Genomic DNA, 18,399 nt, shown 5'->3' with positions numbered 1-18,399 from the left:
GAAATCCGTTTCCGTTTTCGGCGGATAACTCAGTTAGTTTAGAAACCCGCAGATAACTAGTTTGCTCTAAATGTCCGTGATTTAAGACGGTCTAAAAGCATTCATTCACATTATTTTCCCTCGAAGGCACACAACTATTCTAGGCACCTACGCGGTAGTAAAGTAAGGTGTATGTAATCGCAGGTCTGCTGCGTACAATGAATACGATTATTAAGGGGTGTGAATGGGACTGCTAGACCGGTTCGAATCCACGGTTGAGAAGGGTGTTAATGGTATTTTCTCCCGTGTTTTCCGCTCTGCCTTAAAACCCGTTGACATTACCTCTGCTGTCCGCAAGTCCATGGAAAGCCACGTTCAAGAGTACTCCCAAGATCACCAGGTGGTGCCCAACGAGTACCGGGTTAAGATTTCCCCTTCAGACATGCGGAACCTCGAAGACATGGGCCTGGACGTGCTCGCCCAAGAGATTCAAGACGGCGCCATGCAGTACGCGCAAGATAACGATTACGCTCTGGTCGGCCCCATTAAAGTATCGTTCGAACCCGGTTCCGAAGAGCTCACCGGCCAGTTACAGATTGACGCGTCCACCCGTCGGGGGGCGGTAGCGCCCGCAACCGGCCAGTCCGCTTCGACCCAGAATCCAATTATTGACATTGAGGGGGAACGGTGGATTTTAACTGAACCCGTGACCATTATCGGCCGGGGCCGCAGCGCGGACATCACGGTGAATGACTCCGGGGTCTCACGCGAACACTTAGAACTGCGGCAAACTCCCGGCGGGGTGATCGCCACTGATTTAGGTTCCACAAACGGCTTGTACGTGGAGGGTCACAAAGTGGATGCCGCCACCCTCGTGGACGGAAACCAGATTGTGATTGGCCGCACCCGCATACTCTTTTGGACTTCCGCAGCGGAGGATCAGTAAATGGCTAGCGACCTGGCATTCAACGTTTTCCGCCTCGCATACCTGCTGTTGCTGTGGGTACTGGTTTTAGGGTCCGTATCCGTGTTGCGACGCGACATTTTCGGTACCGTCATTACGCCGCGCGGTAAAGGCCGGTCGGTTAAAGGCCAGAAGCGGCGGCGCGAAGAAGCCCGTTCGAAACCCACCCAACCCACGTCACTACTCATCACAGGTGGGCCACTGGCTGGCACCACCATGAGGCTGGGGAGTGCGGATATTATTATCGGCCGCTCCCCCACTTCCACCCTCGTTATCGACGACGATTACGCGTCTTCAAGACACGCCAGGTTACATTCACAACAGGGACAATGGTGGATCGAGGACCTCGGTTCCACCAACGGAACATTTGTGGATGATGAACGACTCGCCCGCCCCCGGGCCCTGAACTTGGGTGACAATGTCCGCATCGGTCAAACCACCTTGGAGTTGGTGCACTAATGCCCGTTGATTTCCGTTTCGCTGCCCGTTCTGACGTTGGTTTAGTTCGCAAGAACAATCAAGACTCCGGTTACGCTGGCCCGCACCTACTAGTTTTAGCTGACGGGATGGGTGGCCCAGCCGGTGGGGACATCGCCTCCGCCGTAGCGATCGCGCACCTAGCGCCACTGGATTCCGACGATCACCGTGCAGAAGACATGCTGCACCTCTTACGCTCCGCCCTGCGCGATGCCCACGAGGACTTGATTGAACGATCTTCGAACGATTCGGACCTCAAGGGATTAGGGACCACGTGTATCGCTCTGCTGCGATCGGGAAACAAGATGGCGATGGTGCACGTGGGGGACTCGCGCGCGTACGTGCTGCGCGACGACCAGTTGACGCAGGTGACTACCGACCACTCGTTTGTGCAGTACCTGATTCAAACTGGGCAAATCACCCCTCAGGAGGCACAAAACCACCCACAACGTTCCGTAGTGCTGCGAATCCTGGGGGACACCGACGGAGATGTGGCAGCAGACGAATCCGTGCGCGAAGCCGTGGAGGGCGACCGGTGGCTCCTGTGTTCTGACGGCCTCTCTGGCGTGGTGTCCGCCGAAACCATTGCGCAAACCCTCGCGCAAGTAGACGACCCCGGTCAGTGCTGTGAAAAACTCATCCGCCTTGCGCTGCGCGCCGGTGGCCCAGACAACATCACGTGCGTTATCGCGGACATCGTGCCCGCCGGCCAAGAACCCGTGCAGGCACCACAAATTGTAGGTTCAATCGCAGTGGACCGGGCCGCACCCACCCGCGGAGGCTCCTCCGCAGCCGCCCGCGCCGCCACCCTAAACCCTCAAGCCCCAGAGGAAGATGAGGAAGACGAAGGGGAAGATACCGTACCAAAACGGAAACGGTGGATCACCCCATTTTTCACTCTGCTGCTAGTTGCCCTTCTCGCGCTCGGTGGGTGGGCCGGATACGTGTGGAGCCAAAACCAGTTCTTCGCCAAGGCTAACAACGGTTCCGTAGTGATCTACCGCGGTATCCCCCAGTCGCTCGGCCCGTGGAAACTATTCCACCCCGTAGAAGTCACCCCAATCAAAGTTGAAGACCTGAAACCAGTGGAACAATCAAGGCTTCAAGACCCGGTGCGCCGCTCCTCACGCGAACAAATCGACGCGTACATAAACTCTTTGAACAACGAAAAGAAAGCCTCATCCGCCGAAAAGAAAGACCCATCCGCCAACGCACCCGCGGACGGTGATCACTAAATGGCAACCGCGACAATCACGCCGGCGCGGCGACGCCCGTTCGTTGAACTACTCTTGTTAATCGGCGCGATAGCAGCTGGTTTAGGCGGGTACGTGCTGACCTACATTAACCGCACCGACACTTTACCGACGAACGTGGGATTGCACGCGGGCCTACTGGTAATTATCGCGATTGTCGCAGACCTGGGGGTACGCAAGTTTGCGCCCTACTCCGACCCCGTTATCCTCCCCATGGCGGTGGCCCTATCAGGCGTGGGGATGGCCATGATTTTCCGGCTCGACATGTCGTATAAGCTGCTCGACCAACCGCAAACGGGAATCAAACAGCTCCTCATGACGGCCGCCGGCCTGCTCGCCGCCGCCCTAGTACTCATTTTTGTTAAAGACCATCGGCTGCTGCGCCGCTACACGTTCACCGCGATGATCATCTCTTTGGTGCTGCTCCTGTCGCCCCTGGTGCCGGGTCTCGGAGTGGAACACTTCGGGTCGCGGATCTGGTTGAATCTCGGGTTCGCTTCCATCCAACCCGCGGAGTTCGTGAAAATCACCCTCGCCGTGTTTTTCGCTGGCTATCTGGTGGATAACCGCGACAAACTCTCAATCGGGGGGCCCAAAATACTGGGTTTACGTCTGCCGCGCGGGCGCGATCTCGGCCCCATTATCGTGGTGTGGCTAACGTCGTTAGCGATCCTCGTGTTCCAACGCGACCTGGGGACTTCCCTGCTGTTCTTCGGCCTGTTCGTAGCCATGCTGTACGTGGCCACCAACCGGGTGTCGTGGCTCGTGATCGGCGCGATCTCTTTCATTCCCGCCGCATGGGCAGCGATGCACACGTTCTCGCACGTTCGGCAGCGGATAAACATTTGGTTGCACGCGTTCGACCCGCAGGTATACAACGCGATCGGCGGTTCCGGCCAGGTGGTGCAAGGTCAGTTCGGTATGGCGTCCGGGGGGTTGCTTGGAACCGGGTGGGGGCGCGGCTACCCGCAGTTAGTTCCCTTCGCCCAGTCTGACTTCATCCTGTCTTCCCTCGCTGAGGAACTGGGGCTCACCGGGCTGCTTGCCATCCTCCTCATGTACCTGGTGTTAATCCAACGTGGGCTTCGCGCCGCAATCGGGGTGCGGGATGGCTTCGGTAAACTCTTAGCTTCCGGCATCTCATTTTCCCTAGCCTTGCAACTGTTCGTTGTTCTAGGTGGAATCACGCGCATAATCCCCCTGACGGGTCTGACGGCACCGTTCCTAGCACAAGGGGGCTCGTCGATGATCGCGTCGTGGATTCTGATTGCCTTGCTGCTGCGCATTTCTGACGCGTCCCGCCGGCCCACGCACACGCAGGAGGTGAAGTGAGTGAACGCTCAGATCCGCCGCCTTTACATCCTGGTTGTCGCCATGCTCGCCGCGCTGGCTTTAGCTGCCACTTATATTCAGTTCATCGCCGCGCCCCGGTTGAACGCGGATTCGCGTAACTCCCGCACTTTTTTGCATGCTTCTGAACGTGACCGCGGTCCAATTGTCGTGGCCGGGCGGGCGGTCGCGGAATCCACTCCGATTCCCAAGACTAAACGTTTTGAACGCACGTACCCCGGTAAGGCCCTCTACGCGCCCGTGACCGGGTGGTTTTCCGTTAACTTGGGTTCAGCAACTGGGTTAGAGCAGTATGCGGACACGATTTTGGAGGGCAACGCCCCTTCCCTGTGGACGCAGCGCGTGCAGAACCTCCTTACCGGTGCGGACCGGCAGGGCGGCGGTGTTTCCCTAACTCTCAACCCGCGTATGCAGCAGGCTGCTGCGAAAGGTTTGGGGGGTCGCAAGGGCGCCGCGGTGGCGTTGGAAGCGAAGACGGGCAAGATCCTCACGCTTTATTCTTCACCTTCATACGATCCAACGGAACTGTCTAGCTCTGACAACAATAAGGTCTTAAAACGCAGTGAAGAACTGAGTAAAGATCCGAATAAACCGCTGGTGAACCGCGCGATTGCAGGTAACCGCTACCCGCCCGGTTCGGCATTTAAGATCATCACTGCGGCCGCCATGTTGGAAAGCGGTAAGTTTAACCCCGATTCCACGGTTGAAGGTGGGGCTGCGATCACCCTGCCGGGAACGAACACGAAGCTGCCTAATATTACCGGAATGCAGTGCGGCGATGGGCATCCAACCATGGCGGAAGCGTTCGCACGTTCGTGTAACACGTCGTTTGGCCAGTCCGCCGTCACGGTTGGCGCGGAGGCGTTGCGCAAGCAGGCGCGCGCGTTCGGGTTTGACGAATCACTGCAGATTCCCATGCCTGTCACCGAGTCTGTTTTTCCAGATAATTTGGATGAGGCACAAGTCCCCCTGGCGGGTATTGGCCAGTCGGATGTGCAGGTTACCCCCATGCAGATGGCGATGGTGGGCGCGGCAGTAGCTAACCAAGGTACCCTCATGAAACCGTATTTAATTGACCAAGTACTCAGTTCGGATTTAGAAAAACTGAAAACCACAGATCCGGAGGAACTGGGCCAACCAATCAGTGCGGATACAGCTAAGAAACTGCAGGCAATGATGTTGGATGTGGTGTCTAAACCATACGGCACGGGGCAATCTATGCGCACGGATGCTGCGAAAATAGCGGCGAAAACCGGTACGGCAGAAACGGGAAGCGATCGCACTACCGCCTGGGTGGTTGCGTACAACACGGGGTCGGATAACCCGATGGTGGTGGCCGTGGCTGTGGAAGGTGACGAAACGAGCCCGCACCCCGGTGGTGGTTCGGATGCCGGGCCAATTGCCCGAGCGATGTTGGAAGCGGGGCTCAATGGCTAGTATTTACGCAGGTATGACCCTGGGGGGCCGCTACATGCTGATCCGCCAGATCGCGGTGGGTGGCATGGGTGAAGTGTGGTCCACGCGCGACCAGGTTACGGGCCGGATGCTGGCTGCGAAAGTGTTGAAAGCCGACCTGATGGGGAACCAAACGTTCCTCGCGCGCCTGCGGGTTGAGGCGCGTAATGCCATGGAGGTAACCCACCCCAATATCGCCGCGGTGCTTGATCACGGTGAGGACGACGGTATCGGGTGGATCATCATGGAGCTGGTGACGGGTCGGCCGTTTAATGACTACTTGAAGGGTGGGAATCGGATTGCGCCCGCGCAGCTGCTGCCCGTGTTGATTCAGACGGCGTACGCGCTGCAGGCTGCGAAAGATAAAGATATTGTGCATCGCGACATTAAGCCTTCGAACTTGTTGATTACGCCTGATGGGCAGGTGAAATTGACGGATTTCGGGATTTCTACCACGTCCACGCAGGCGACGATGACGGAGGCGGGGATGGTTATGGGTACCGCTCAGTATTTGCCGCCGGAACAGGCGATGGGTGAGGTTGCGAATCACGTTGGTGACTTGTATGCGTTGGGGGTTATTGCTTATGAGGCACTGGCGGGTCGGCGCCCATTTTCGGGTAAAACCCAAGTGGATGTGGCGTTTGCGCACGTGAACGACCCGGTTCCGCCTCTGCCAGAGGACGTGCCGCACGAGCTCGCGCAGATTGTGATGTCACTGCTTCGGAAGAAACCTCAAGATCGGCCGCAAGATGGCGCAGCTCTTGCGAAACAGTTGACGCAGGTGGCGCGCAAGCTTGGGATTTCCCCGGCTCCCACTGCGCTGACACTACCTGCTAGAACAGACAACTCTAATGCCTCTGGTCACCACAAAATGGGAGAAAGCCCAAACACACCAGTAGCTGTCAACTCCGCCAACTATGGTTCCGCTAATGCGCAACTAGTTGCGTCCCGCTCGAAAACTAGCCCTGCCTCCACGACGTCAAGCTCACCCGCGGAACCGAGTGCCACCAATAGGGCCACTCCCCAGCCGAGCACGCCTGGGTTGCACGATTCCTCATGGCGACATGCAACTAGCCCACCCACATACACTGTGGAACTAGTCGGATTAGCAATAGTTCTATTTGCCATCACTTTCGCAATCGTATTTTGGACCCGCAGCGCCACCGCGAGCGCCTCCCCACCTCAAACGCAGGCAGCGTTAGTGACCACCAGCTTTGACCAAAAACTAGACTCTCAATTAAACGCTACGACAACGGAGGTAATCCCATGGGTTCCGATCAGCCCCAGCTGCTAGCGGGCCGCTACGAGATTAGGGCCATGATAGGTCGCGGTGGTATGGCCCAGGTGCACCTTGGGTTCGACACGCGCCTGTCACGCATCGTGGCGATCAAGATGCTGCGCACCGACTTGGCGCGCGATTCAATCTTCCAAACCCGGTTCCGGCGTGAAGCTCAGGCGGCGGCGTCTTTGAACCATCCTAATATTGTGGCGGTATATGACACGGGGGAAGAGAGTATTACGACCCCGGACGGCAGCCAGGTTTCCATCCCCTACATTGTTATGGAGTACGTTGAGGGCCACACTGTGCGCGACCTTCTGTCGGGTGGGGCGCCTGTTCCTATTGATGAGGCCGTGGAGATCATTTCGGGGGTGCTCAGTGCACTAGAGTACTCGCATTCGATGGGTCTGGTTCACCGCGATATTAAACCCGCGAACATCATGCTAACGAACACCGGCAAGATCAAGGTGATGGACTTTGGGATTGCCCGGGCGATCACGGATTCGCAGGCCACGATGACGCAAACCAACGCGGTGGTAGGTACCGCCCAGTACTTGTCGCCAGAGCAGGCGCGGGGAGAAACCGTGGACGAGCGCTCCGACCTGTACTCAACCGGGTGTGTCCTGTTTGAACTGCTGACGGGTCAGCCGCCGTTTAAAGGTGATTCCGCGGTTGCGGTGGCGTACCAGCACGTGTCTGAGGTACCTCCCACTCCTTCGTCGATAACGGCGGATGTGCCCGAAGCGATTGACCGCGTGGTGTTGAAAGCGCTGGCGAAAGATAAAGCTAAGCGCTATGAGAGCGCGCAGGTTATGAACATGGACTTGCAGCACGCGCTGCGTGGCGGTGCGGTTACCGCCCCCATGGCGTCGGTTTGGCAGAATGAACCCACGCAGACGCGCATGATTAATGCGGCGCAGATGCCTGCTGTGGCACCGACTCGGGTGCAAAAACGTGAAGAGGACAGAGAACCTCAGGAGGAAGAAGAAAACAAGTCACGCAAAGGCTTGTGGATAACACTGGTGTTAGCGGCGCTGGTGATCGCGGGGCTCGTGGCCACATGGTTGTTTATTTCAAACCGGCCGGATCCGAAAGAAGAGATGGTCACAATCCCAACTGGAATCGTGGGGGTTACGCAAGATGAGGCGCGGGCCCAGTTGACGGACGCGGGTTTGAAGATGGTGGTTGGAGACCCGGTTGCGGACGAGACGATTCCGCAAGATTCCGTGGTTTCTGCCGATCCGAAACCGGGCAGTGAAGTGAAGAAAGGCAGCACTGTAACGGTCCGACTGTCTTCTGGCCCGGCGTCCGAGAAGGTCCCGGACCTGGGTGGGCTCACGCAGTCTGAGGCGCGCGACCAGTTAGAGAAACTGGGGTTGAAGATCGGGAACGTGAACTCGGTTGACGACCCATCTGTGGATAAGGACCGCGTGGTGTCTACCGACCCGAAAGCGGGTACGGACGTGAAGCGCGGCGACGTGGTTAACCTAAACATTGCGAGCGGTTACGTTACAGTGCCCGATGACCTCACGGGTAAATCGGAACAGGAAGTGACGGATATCCTTCAAAAACTGCGTCTGTCTACCCGGTCCACGCAGGTGGAAACGTCGGATGCGCAACCGGGAACGGTGATGGATGTGCAACCGGTGGGGTCGGTGAAGATTGGGGACACGATCACGATTACGGTGGCGAAGGCAGCGCCCACCCCGACGCCGACGGTTACGCAGCAACCGTCAGAGGAACCGCAAGAGGAACCGTCGGAAGACCCAAATAATAATGGGGAAAACCAGCAGAACTAGTTAAACAACCAGCAGAACTAGCCGAACAACGGATAGAACTAGTTAAACGGTGGGCTGAACTAGTTAAACGGTGGCGTCTCCTAGGTGGAAGTATTCTTGTGCCCACGGGAAACCCCACTCTAGGAGCGCGTACGCGACCGCGAGGATCAGTATTATCGATTCGATGACCTTCAGCCATTTCGGGCCGGGCAGGTGTTTGAAAATCCAACCGTACATTTACTTCGCTGCCTTTCCGAGTAGTTCCGCTGGTTTACCGGTGTCGCGTGGCACCCAGTGGTGGAGTTTTGAGTACAGAATGTAGCGTTCTGAGTTGCCGAATTCGGGGTGGCACGTTGTGAGGGTCATGAGCCGGTCTTTTGGCTGCACGTCCCACTGGTGGGGTACTGGGTTAAGCACTTCACCGGCGTCGGGGTCCACTATCTCGTGGTCTGTTACTTCGTAAACGAGCCATGCTTTTGGGGTTTCGAATACCATGCGGTCACCGGGTTTCATGATGTCGATGCGCCTGAAGGAGTTACCGTAGGTGCGTCGGTGCGCCGCCATCGCGAAGTTACCTAGTTCCCCGGGTTGTTGAGTGGTGTCGTAGTGGCCTGCGTAAGACAGGTCGAGCAGTCTTTGGTCCGTGCCTTCCACGACGGGGATCTGCATGTTCCATTTAGTGTTGTGTAGAACTCCCATGACTTCACCGTGTTTTACCCGGTCGAACTCGGGTGGGTCGTCGTAGCGTTCTTCCCCTGGTTTTTCACTTGCTGGCTTGAGGTTCTTTTCGAACTGTGCCACTGCCGCTGGATGGTTGTCGGAAACCTGCCAAGAGGTCCAGTACAGCTGCCAGAACACGTACAGGCCGAGGATCAGGCCGATTGTAATCAGAATCTCGCCGATCACACCGATGATACGCGACAACATGCTTGGTCCTGATTTTTCAGCAACTGCTGTGTGTCTGGGCATACCTACTCCATCGCTTTCGCATACTTTAGTTCCGCCATTTTTTCTGGCGTCTTAATCGTAATCTCACTATTGTCTTTAACGCTAAACCCTAGGCCGTATCGCACCACATATGCTTGAATGACTTGTATTTGAGGGTCGTTGTTAAGTGCGCGGTGTAGCTGCGCGTTGTTGCCGATTGCGCTGATCTCGTATGGGGGTGAGTACAGGTGCCCGTCGATGTTAATCACGTTGCCAACACACCGGATTGTGGACGTCATGGTCACATTGTTTCCCTGCACGCTCACAGCTTCTGCCCCTCCGGTCCAGAGTGCGTTCAGGGTCGCTTCAATGTCTTGTTGGTGTATTACGAGGTCGTCCACGTTCGTGTCTTTCGGCAGCGTATCGGGAACCACCGCGTCCGTTAGCGTCACGGTTATTCCGGATCCGGTTATTCCGCTGGGCACACTGGGTTCCGTTGCATTTGCCGGCCCTTGGTTTTCCAGCTGTTTGTTCAGCTGTGTTGTTAGTTCACCGCGTAGCTGCTGGTTTTCAGTTTTGATTTGGTTTACGACCTGCTGTTTTTTCATCACGAGGGCATGCACATCGGTGCCGGTGTACCGCGCGGTTCCATGGGGATCACCGTGGGGTAGCATGAACAACAGACCGGCGCATGCGGGAACGAGGAATCGTGCGAGCATGGCTGTTACTTTTTTTGACGCACCGCGTCGATCGTTGTTCGCCGCTGGCTGTTCCACCGTTCACCCCCTCATGTTCATAATGGTCCGTGGTTTACTTACAGGCCCTTACTTCTTGATACGCTATGCACGTTAAAGAATCTTGAGGCAGTTCAACTGTAGTGGGCTAACCTTAAAGGTTACGGAAGGGACACTCGTGGCACAGTCAGGTAAGCGCAAGAAGAAGCATAATGAGGATGATAATGAGATTAAGCATTGGACCGATGGGATCCCAATGTCACCCAGCTGGTGGGCTCCCGCGTTCTGCACCATCCTCGTTCTGGGTTTGATTTGGCTGGTTATCACCTACATGACCGGTGCCCGTTACCCGATTCCCGCGATTGGTAGTTGGAATACGGCGTGCGGAGTTGGCTTGTTACTAGTTGGGTTCCTAATGACCCTGAGGTGGCGTTAACTCGAAGCTGTTGTAACTTGGTTGCTGCTTTGTCGGATTGCCTATTTTACATTGTGGTTGGCTGACGGGGGTCGAGTGCTGATTATGATTGCGGGGATGAGGAAGAGTAGTCCAACTAGTCCAAGCGCCCAGCAGACCTCTCGGCTGGCCAGACCTACCCTAACGCTAGTTGCGGCAGGCCAATGTACCAGTAGAGTCCTGCGGCTAGTAATGTGAGCACTAATGTAATTCCCACGAGAGTGAGGATGTGCGCGCGGCGCAGCTGCCTCGGCCCGTTGTACTGTTTTTTGTTCCCCACTTTTACAAGTAGCCACGTGGTGATGGCGCCGGTAATCATACCGCCCAGGTGTGCTTGCCACGAAACGTTAGACACCATGAACCCGTAGATGAGGTTCACTGCGAGCAGCACGACGATGGCTCTGGTGTTCATTCCCGCGTGACGCTGCAGTATGTATATGGCGGTGAACAGGCCAAATAACGCGCCAGAAGCACCTACGTTCCACGTCAGTAGCGCTCCTGATCTGGAACTGGTGATTGCTTCTACAACGGCCCACAGAAGGACCGTGACTGAACCTCCTAGAGCAGAAATAAGGTACAGGGCGGTGAACCTCCAGCCACCCAACGCTTGTTCTACTGACGGACCAACCACGTAGAGCGTAAACATGTTTAACGCCAAGTGGATTATCCCACCGTGCACGAGCACTACGGTAAGCAGTGTCCAGGGCCTCAACCAACCCATTATTGGTAGGTAGGCGAGGTAGTTTAGAGTGCTGTTAGCCAGTTCCCCCAGCGCGCCAGTGGGGATGGGGAGGCGTGTGATTAGGGTGAATGCGGACACAACCACGGTCACAACGAGGATGGTTCGCGTGACCGTGGCTGCGCGTAGTCCGCTTAGATTGTTATAGGAACTCAAGTTTTTCAGCCTGAGGTTACTCGGTTATATCAATGGTGGAAATGGTAACGTCTTCGACGGGTTTGTCGTTCATCCCTGTGGATACGTTCGCGATTTCATCCACCACTGCTTTGGATTCTTCGTCCACTACTTTCCCGAAGATCGTGTGGTGACCTTGCAGGTGTGGTGTGGGTGCAACAGTGATGAAGAACTGTGATCCATTGGTGCCGTGTCCACCACGTTTACCCGCGTTTGCCATGGCAAGCACGTAGGGTTCGTTGAAGTTCAATTCGGGGTGGATCTCGTCGTCGAACTGGTATCCAGGGCCACCCACACCAACCCCTAGGGGGTCACCACCTTGAATCATGAAACCGGGGATTACGCGGTGAAAAATAACACCGTCGTAAAGAGGAGCAGTGGTTTTCTCTCCGGTTCCCGGGTGGGTCCATTCCCGTTTTCCTTCCGCGAGTTCCGCGAAGTTCTGCACGGTTATTGGCGCGTGGTTAGGAAATAGTTCGAGGCGAATGTCACCTTTGTTCGTATGAATAGTTGCTTTCATAGTGTCCAGTTTCCCAGATTTAACTGTCTATGTCTGCTTTGCCGTGAGGGTATCGCGCTAAGTGAAACAGAATTCCCGTGCATTCACGGCTTTTTCAAGGCACAATAGAGTTAGTGTCGCCATTTGTTATCGAGATGGCTTAGTACTCGTTCGATTGAGAGGATTGCACATGGGCAAGAAATTTGACCGTGACACTGAAGCTATTAAGGACGCTGCTCTGCGTCATGCAGAGGAATGGGCCGCTCGGGCACAAGATCTAGCTGAGCAGGGTTACGAGTGGGCAGCTCCGAAGGTAGAGGAAGCTGCGCAGAAGGCGCGTCCCTACTTGGATAATGTTCACGAGAAGGTGGTGGACGACTACCTGCCGCGCATTGAGGAAGCTTCGAAGGAAGCCCGGAAGGCAGCTGCTAAGGACGGCACTTTGATGGAGCGTGCGCAGCGCGCTGGGGATGCTACCCGCAAGTCGTTGTCGAAACCGGTTAAGAAGAACCACCGGTTCGCGAAGTGCCTGGGTTGGTCGCTGTTGGGCACCGCGGTTGCTGGTGCGGGGTATTTGCTGTGGCGTCGCAGCCAGCCGATTGAGGATCCGTGGGCAGAAGAGTACTGGGCGGACCTAGATGCGGATGCGCAGACCACTACGGAACCAGCTCACAAAGAGGAGGCTGGGAAAGACGCTTCTAACGCGGATAAAGCCGGTGAGAAAGCGGACGAAACCGCAGATAAGGTAAAGGGTGCAGCCACGCAAGCCAAACACAAGGCCAAGGAAGCTGGCGAGTCCGTTAAAGACACTGCTAAAGACGTGAAGGATTCTGTTAAGGATTCTTTTAACAACAAGTAGGATAAGCGCTAATAAGCCGATTGGCTACAGTGACTGTAATTGACAGTAACCGTAATAATTGAATGCAGTAATGGGGGCGGGTGTTTCACCCGCCCCCAAAGCTTCTTCTCCCCCTGAGAGTTTCCCCACCTTAGAGTTTTCCTCACCCCAAAGCTTTCACCCGCACCCAAAGCATTTCACGCCACATTCTGAAATTCTAATTTAGATAACTCGGTTTGTGGCTTCGGTGGTATTAATGAACTCAATCAAATTGTCTAGCGCGTGGTCCACCATTTCTTTTACCGCATTCGCCGTGTAAAACGCGATGTGCGGCGTGATCGTTACATTCGGGAAGGACCTCAGGCTGCGCATAATGTCATCCTGAATCGGTTCGTTGTTCCAGTTACTGTTGAACAGCGGCTGGTCACCTTCCACCACATCCAAGGCCGCGCTCATTATTTTTCCGCTTTTTAGCGCGTCTATTAGCGCATGTCCGTCGATTAGTTCTCCGCGCGCGCAGTTCACTAGGCATACCCCGTTTTTCATTAGGTTGAACTCGCTTTCGCCGAGCATGTGATAGTTTTCACCGGTGTACAGGGTGTGGAGTGTGATCACGTCGCTGCGTTGCAATAGTTCGTCTAGTTCCACGTATTCCACGAGGCTCTTGAGGGATTCGTTTGGATATGGGTCGTACGCAAGGATTTCACAGCCGAACCCGGACAGGCACCGAGCTACGGTGGCGCCAATGTTTCCCGCTCCAATGATCCCGACGGTGGAGTTCGATAGCTGATGCCCATCTAAACCGTTCAAAGAAAAATCCTGGATATCTGAATGCCGCGTTATCTGGCGGGCTTTACGCATCGTCATAAGGATCAGCATTACCGCGAACTCCGCTACCGAAGCGGGTGAATAAGAACTGTTAGAAACCTTTATACCCAGCTGTTTTGCCACGTTCTCATCGACGGAATCGTATCCCACTGAACGCAGCGCAAGATATTTTACACCGTTGGCGTGAATATCCGTTAGGAGTGCTTCATCGAAGATTGATTCGAGTACGCACGCCCCCTCATAACCTTTAAGTTCACCTACATTGTCGCGATTTAATGCCTGAGGGATGAGGCGAATCGTATGCCCGTGTTCTTTCCCATACTGTTCAAAGAACGCTTTCTCATCTGGGCGCACGCCAAAGGCGATCAGATCTGACATCTTTTTCCTTTCCAGGTCACAAGTTCGACAGATTATTCAGTTAACCAAGTGATTATTAGTCAAGTAATTAATAGCACGGAAAAAAGCCTTCCAAATCAGACTTTAGTTCGTTTTCTTGAGGTCCTAGCAACTCTTCAAATATGAGCTGACTGTATTGACAACATCCGACTCTTTAGGTGTGTGGGGGTACCTCAGGAGGAAACAAGTAAGCCTGTTTTAGAGCGGAAATCAGCTCTCATTGAGGTGAGAAAACATCGTTTTGAAGATACGAAAAACGCCCACCCGCTAAAAATGCGGTGGGCGTTTGTGCGTAAAACTGTTGTTTTACTTAACTACTGTTTTACTTATCGCTACCTGCGATTGAAACCATGTAGCCGATCATCGCTAGGTTCTTGAAGAAGTGGAGTTTCTGCGCGTTCGCCGCTTCCTCTGTTTCTTCTGACCAGAACTGGTGGCCTGCCACAGTAGTTAACGCTAGGGATGTTGCTAGCCCCGCTGCTGCGGTTCGTTTAAATATCCCCAGGCTCAAAGCCGCCGCACCAGCCATCTGTGCGTAAGCATTGAACTTAACCAGTGAGGACGCTTCCACCGGTAGATCACTCAAACCGACCTGTTCCATCTGCTTTTTAATCATCGGGGCTAATGCTTCCGCATTATCGAGCGCGCTCTTGGCACCCACGATCAAAATTGGAGCCACCGCTAAACGACCAGCAAAATCCGTTAGTTTACTTAACATAGTTTTCCTTTCTCCCCCTTCTAATTCTAACTGGAAACCAAGGGTTTAACCGCGTGAAATCCAGTATCGTTCCTCGATGAAGTCGACATTTGGAACCGGTTAGTACCACTGATTTATCACTTCACAAACAAAGAACCCGTCCGGTTTACTCTCGAACGGGTTCTAGCAAATTCCACTTGGTGGAGCTAAGGGGACTCGAACCCCTAACCCCCTGCTTGCAAAGCAGGTGCGCTACCAATTGCGCCATAGCCCCATTGGGAAAGTATTTTCCCGATGATGTGGTGTACGAACTTAGCTTGGTGGGCCCGGCTGGACTCGAACCAGCGACCTCTTCCTTATCAGGGAAGCGCTCTAACCAACTGAGCTACGGGCCCGCCTAGCGGCGTATCGCACGAATAAAGGTTACACAAGTTACCACACGCGAATCAAACCGATGACAGTGAGTTGCACCACCCAGTCATTTGGAGCGGTGAAACAACTGCACACACTGAAATCCACCGGCTGCTAGCCACGCTAATCACTCGTCCATCAAAGTGATCTTAATACCCCCCACCAACGCGGTAACGAGGTTATACACAAGCGATAATACCGTGGACAGGGCAGTTAACACCACGATATTAACCACCCCGATAAGGGTCGCCATAGACATAACTTGTGGCAGCCTCAAGTAATTCATCATGCCCATAAACGACTTCGCACCCAAAGACGCTAAGAACTTCTCAATCTCAGAAAACACGTGCATACCATCGAGCATCAACCACACAATCAATGTGGCCACCACGCCAGCGATCGCCACCGCAACGGACAGTAGAAAACTAACCTTCATAACCGTCCACGGGTCGATGCGCGTAACCGCCAGCTGAATCTGCCTGGGTGTGTGAGCCGCGTTCTCCACCTCAGCTACGGGCGGTTGGTTCTTCTGGCTCATTACGCCTCCTCATTTTGCGGGTCCGAACCCACAACGTCTTCCGATTGAGATTCCGTGTTAACAGTTTCTACTGATTCCGACTCATCTTCAACAGCCACGGGCTCCTGCGCGTCCTCATCATCTAGATCCGTATCCAAATTACGGGCAACCGCAATAATCCGATCATGATCCCCAGGACGAGCAAACGTAACTCCCTGCGTGTTCCGCCCCGTTCTTGGCACCTCCGAAACCGCAGAACGAACGATATTACCACTAGCCATAATCACCAGTACCTCATCGTCCTCACTGACTTTCAAAGCACCAACCAGGCCACCGCGGTCCTCAACCAGATTCGCAACCTTCACACCTAACCCACCACGGCCACGCGTTGGATACGTATCGATCGCGGAACGCTTCGCGAAACCAGCCTCGGTAACCACCAGCAGATCCGACCCCGGTTCCACCACCTGCATAGCCAGCAGATAATCACCATCGCGGAACTTCATGCCCCGCACACCAGACGTAGCACGCCCCATTGGCCGCACCTGCTCATCATCTGCGTGGAACCGTAAAGACTGACCATCGTGAGACACGAGGATCACATCATCCGTCGCGTTCACAAGGGCAGCCCCAACCAACTCATCCAGGTTTCCGTCCTCATCCTCACGCAAATTAATCGCAATCAAACCACCAGTGCGGGGCGAGTTATACTCCTCCAAACGCGTCTTCTTAACCAACCCAGACCGAGTGGAAAGCAACAAGTAATCTGCCTGCTCATAATCGTGAATCGCGAGCACGTTAGAGATCTGTTCACCAGGTTGGAATGCCAACAGGTTCGCAACATGCTGACCGCGCGAATCACGTCCACCTTCCGGCAGCTCATACCCCCTGATGCGGTACACCCGCCCCAAGTTAGTGAAGAAAAGAAGCCAGCGGTGTGTGGAAGTGACGAAGAAGTGTTCCACTAAATCATTCTCCCGCAGCTTAGCGCCCCGCACACCGCGCCCACCTCGGTGCTGCGACCGGTAGTTATCCACGCGGGTTCGTTTCGCGTACCCATCACGGGTTATGGTGACCACCACTTCCTCTTCAGGAATCAGGTCTTCATCATTCATTTCCCCACTGAAGGGCAAAATGTGGGTGCGGCGCTCATCCCCGTACTTATCCACAATCCCCGTTAGTTCTTCACGCACAATCAGGCGCTGCCGGTTTGGCTGAGCAATGATCTCACGCAAATCCTCCACGCGTTTAACTAACTCCGCATGCTCATCCAGAATCTTCTGCCGCTCCAGAGCAGCCAACCGACGCAGCTGCAAAGCAAGAATCGCGTCTGCCTGAACCTCATCAATATCCAACAGACCCATCAAACCGGTACGCGCTTCCTCAACCGTGGGGGAGCGGCGGATTAAGGCAATAACCTCATCGAGCGCATCCAATGCCTTCAAATAGGCCTGCAAAATATGCAGCCGCTCCAACGCTTTCGCCAGGCGGAACTTGGTGCGCCGCACAATCACGTCCATCTGGTGCTTAACCCAGTAGTGCACAAACCCATCTAGTGACAAAGTGCGCGGCACCCCGTCAACGAGCGCGAGCATATTCGCTGGGAACGAATCCTGCAGCTGCGTGCGCTTGTAAAGGTTGTTGAGAACCACCTTCGCAACCGCGTCACGCTTCAGCACAATCACGAGCCGCTGACCAGAACGCCCAGAAGACTCATCTCGAATGTCCGAAATCCCCTGGATCGTTCCTTCTTTAACGTGCTGCGCAATCCGCGCCGCGAGATTGTCTGGGTTGACCTGGAATGGGAGTTCAGTTACGACCAAACACTGCCGGTTGTGGATCTCCTCCACGTTCACTACCGCCCGCTGCACAATCGACCCGCGGCCCGTGCGGTACATTTTGTCTATCCCTGTGCGCCCCAGGATCGTAGCGCCCGTTGGGAAATCCGGGCCCTTAATAATCTTCAGTAAAGCCTCAAGCAGCTCTTCCCGAGTGGCCTCCGGGTGGTCGAGGTACCAGAACACCCCTTCTGCCACTTCCCGAAGGTTATGCGGCGGAATCCGCGTGGCCATACCAACCGCGATGCCTTCAGACCCATTTACCAACAGATTTGGAAAACGCGAAGGTAAAACTGTGGGTTCTTGGGCGCGCCCGTCGTAGTTATCCTGGAAATCCACAACATCTTCGTCGATGTCGCGCACCATTTCCATTGCCAGGGGCGCCATTTTACATTCGGTGTAACGCGGGGCAGCGGGCCCGAGGTTCCCGGCGGAACCAAAGTTACCTTGCCCAGCCACCAGTGGGTAACGCATGTTCCACGGTTGTACTAGGCGCGCGAGGGCACCGTAAACGGCTGCGTCACCGTGTGGGTGGAAGTGAGCGAGGACGTCCCCAACTACGCGCATACACTTGTAGAAACCGGCGTTCGGCCGGTACCCGCCGTCGTACATTGCATACAGGATCCGCCGGTGCACGGGTTTCAACCCATCTCGCACTTCCGGCAGTGCCCGCCCCACGATCACAGACATTGCGTAGTCGAGGTAGGAACGCTGCATTTCCGACTCAATGTCAACTACGGAAACTTTATGTGCTACCGGTCCTTCAATCTCGGTATTAGCGTCTGCCCCGTGGTTTATTTCGTTACCTTCAC

At 55.1% G+C, this 18,399-nt stretch carries 18 protein-coding genes and 2 tRNA genes; 9 read left to right on the top strand and 11 right to left on the bottom strand.

The genetic code is table 11. From position 1 onward, the window contains the following. The first annotated feature begins 223 nt into the window (after positions 1-223). Genes CJ187_RS07875 through pknB form a run of 7 tightly spaced genes read left to right on the top strand, consistent with a single transcriptional unit; the run spans position 224 to position 8,556 of the window. Positions 224-925, top strand: coding sequence for an FhaA domain-containing protein (locus CJ187_RS07875; protein WP_102217021.1), 702 nt, complete (start codon positions 224-226; stop codon positions 923-925). Beyond that, complete coding sequence (locus tag CJ187_RS07870) at positions 926-1,402, top strand: FHA domain-containing protein FhaB/FipA (RefSeq protein ID WP_102217020.1); 477 nt, start codon at positions 926-928, stop codon at positions 1,400-1,402. It abuts the gene before it with no gap. Continuing rightward, positions 1,402-2,655 (top strand): PP2C family protein-serine/threonine phosphatase, encoded by a 1,254-nt coding sequence (locus CJ187_RS07865; RefSeq protein WP_102217019.1) that lies wholly within the window; start codon positions 1,402-1,404, stop codon positions 2,653-2,655. The genes CJ187_RS07870 and CJ187_RS07865 overlap by 1 nt, the downstream gene beginning before the upstream one ends. Further along, on the top strand, positions 2,656-4,005 hold the full coding sequence (locus CJ187_RS07860; protein WP_102217018.1) for an FtsW/RodA/SpoVE family cell cycle protein: 1,350 nt from the start codon (positions 2,656-2,658) through the stop codon (positions 4,003-4,005). Next, on the top strand, positions 4,006-5,460 hold the full coding sequence (locus CJ187_RS07855) for a peptidoglycan D,D-transpeptidase FtsI family protein (protein ID WP_102217017.1): 1,455 nt from the start codon (positions 4,006-4,008) through the stop codon (positions 5,458-5,460). Then, entirely contained in the window at positions 5,453-6,772 is a 1,320-nt protein-coding gene (locus CJ187_RS07850) for a serine/threonine-protein kinase (protein ID WP_102217016.1), read from the top strand. The genes CJ187_RS07855 and CJ187_RS07850 overlap by 8 nt, the downstream gene beginning before the upstream one ends. Further along, positions 6,745-8,556: a Stk1 family PASTA domain-containing Ser/Thr kinase gene (gene pknB / locus CJ187_RS07845; RefSeq protein WP_102217015.1), complete on the top strand. Its 1,812-nt coding sequence runs from the start codon at positions 6,745-6,747 to the stop codon at positions 8,554-8,556. The genes CJ187_RS07850 and pknB overlap by 28 nt, the downstream gene beginning before the upstream one ends. A gap of 63 nt (positions 8,557-8,619) precedes the next feature. Here the strand turns inward: pknB and CJ187_RS07840 are convergent, their stop codons facing one another. The 3 genes from CJ187_RS07840 to CJ187_RS07830 are packed head-to-tail and all read right to left on the bottom strand — an operon-like array spanning position 8,620 to position 10,238. Next, positions 8,620-8,772 (bottom strand): hypothetical protein, encoded by a 153-nt coding sequence (locus CJ187_RS07840; RefSeq protein ID WP_199171115.1) that lies wholly within the window; start codon positions 8,770-8,772, stop codon positions 8,620-8,622. Next, positions 8,773-9,462 (bottom strand): class E sortase, encoded by a 690-nt coding sequence (locus CJ187_RS07835; protein ID WP_233187388.1) that lies wholly within the window; start codon positions 9,460-9,462, stop codon positions 8,773-8,775. 44 nt (positions 9,463-9,506) lie between these two features. Next, positions 9,507-10,238: a DUF881 domain-containing protein gene (locus CJ187_RS07830; RefSeq protein ID WP_102217013.1), complete on the bottom strand. Its 732-nt coding sequence runs from the start codon at positions 10,236-10,238 to the stop codon at positions 9,507-9,509. A 136-nt stretch (positions 10,239-10,374) separates the two neighbouring features. On the opposite strand from CJ187_RS07830, the gene CJ187_RS07825 reads away from it, so the two are divergent. Next, positions 10,375-10,632, top strand: a complete 258-nt coding sequence (locus CJ187_RS07825; protein WP_102217012.1) for a cell division protein CrgA — start codon at positions 10,375-10,377, stop codon at positions 10,630-10,632. A 154-nt stretch (positions 10,633-10,786) separates the two neighbouring features. On the opposite strand, the gene CJ187_RS07820 is transcribed toward CJ187_RS07825, so the two are convergent. Together CJ187_RS07820 and CJ187_RS07815 are read right to left on the bottom strand one after the other, a co-directional pair. Further along, positions 10,787-11,545, bottom strand: coding sequence for a rhomboid family intramembrane serine protease (locus CJ187_RS07820; protein WP_102217011.1), 759 nt, complete (start codon positions 11,543-11,545; stop codon positions 10,787-10,789). A gap of 16 nt (positions 11,546-11,561) precedes the next feature. Then, positions 11,562-12,083, bottom strand: a complete 522-nt coding sequence (locus tag CJ187_RS07815) for a peptidylprolyl isomerase (RefSeq protein WP_102217010.1) — start codon at positions 12,081-12,083, stop codon at positions 11,562-11,564. A gap of 169 nt (positions 12,084-12,252) precedes the next feature. Between CJ187_RS07815 and CJ187_RS07810 the strand changes: the two genes are divergently transcribed. Then, positions 12,253-12,921 (top strand): YtxH domain-containing protein, encoded by a 669-nt coding sequence (locus CJ187_RS07810; RefSeq protein WP_199171114.1) that lies wholly within the window; start codon positions 12,253-12,255, stop codon positions 12,919-12,921. A 201-nt stretch (positions 12,922-13,122) separates the two neighbouring features. Here the strand turns inward: CJ187_RS07810 and CJ187_RS07805 are convergent, their stop codons facing one another. The 6 genes from CJ187_RS07805 to gyrA all read right to left on the bottom strand — a co-directional run bounded on the left by CJ187_RS07805 (position 13,123) and on the right by gyrA (position 18,355). Continuing rightward, positions 13,123-14,106, bottom strand: a complete 984-nt coding sequence (locus CJ187_RS07805; protein ID WP_102217009.1) for an NAD(P)-dependent oxidoreductase — start codon at positions 14,104-14,106, stop codon at positions 13,123-13,125. 340 nt (positions 14,107-14,446) lie between these two features. After that, positions 14,447-14,842, bottom strand: coding sequence for a DoxX family membrane protein (locus CJ187_RS07800; RefSeq protein WP_102217008.1), 396 nt, complete (start codon positions 14,840-14,842; stop codon positions 14,447-14,449). A 177-nt stretch (positions 14,843-15,019) separates the two neighbouring features. Continuing rightward, positions 15,020-15,095: transfer RNA gene (locus CJ187_RS07795), tRNA-Ala, on the bottom strand. 44 nt (positions 15,096-15,139) lie between these two features. After that, a tRNA-Ile gene (locus tag CJ187_RS07790) sits at positions 15,140-15,216 on the bottom strand. 143 nt (positions 15,217-15,359) lie between these two features. Continuing rightward, entirely contained in the window at positions 15,360-15,770 is a 411-nt protein-coding gene (locus CJ187_RS07785; RefSeq protein WP_102217007.1) for a DUF3566 domain-containing protein, read from the bottom strand. After that, a complete protein-coding gene (gene gyrA, locus CJ187_RS07780; protein WP_269843598.1) occupies positions 15,770-18,355 on the bottom strand; it encodes a DNA gyrase subunit A in 2,586 nt (861 codons plus the stop codon). The genes CJ187_RS07785 and gyrA overlap by 1 nt, the downstream gene beginning before the upstream one ends. Positions 18,356-18,399: the final 44 nt, after the last annotated feature.

This window comes from Gleimia hominis (assembly GCF_002871945.2).
Lineage (GTDB): Bacteria > Actinomycetota > Actinomycetes > Actinomycetales > Actinomycetaceae > Gleimia > Gleimia hominis_A.
This window is presented reverse-complemented; position numbering and strand designations above follow the sequence as displayed.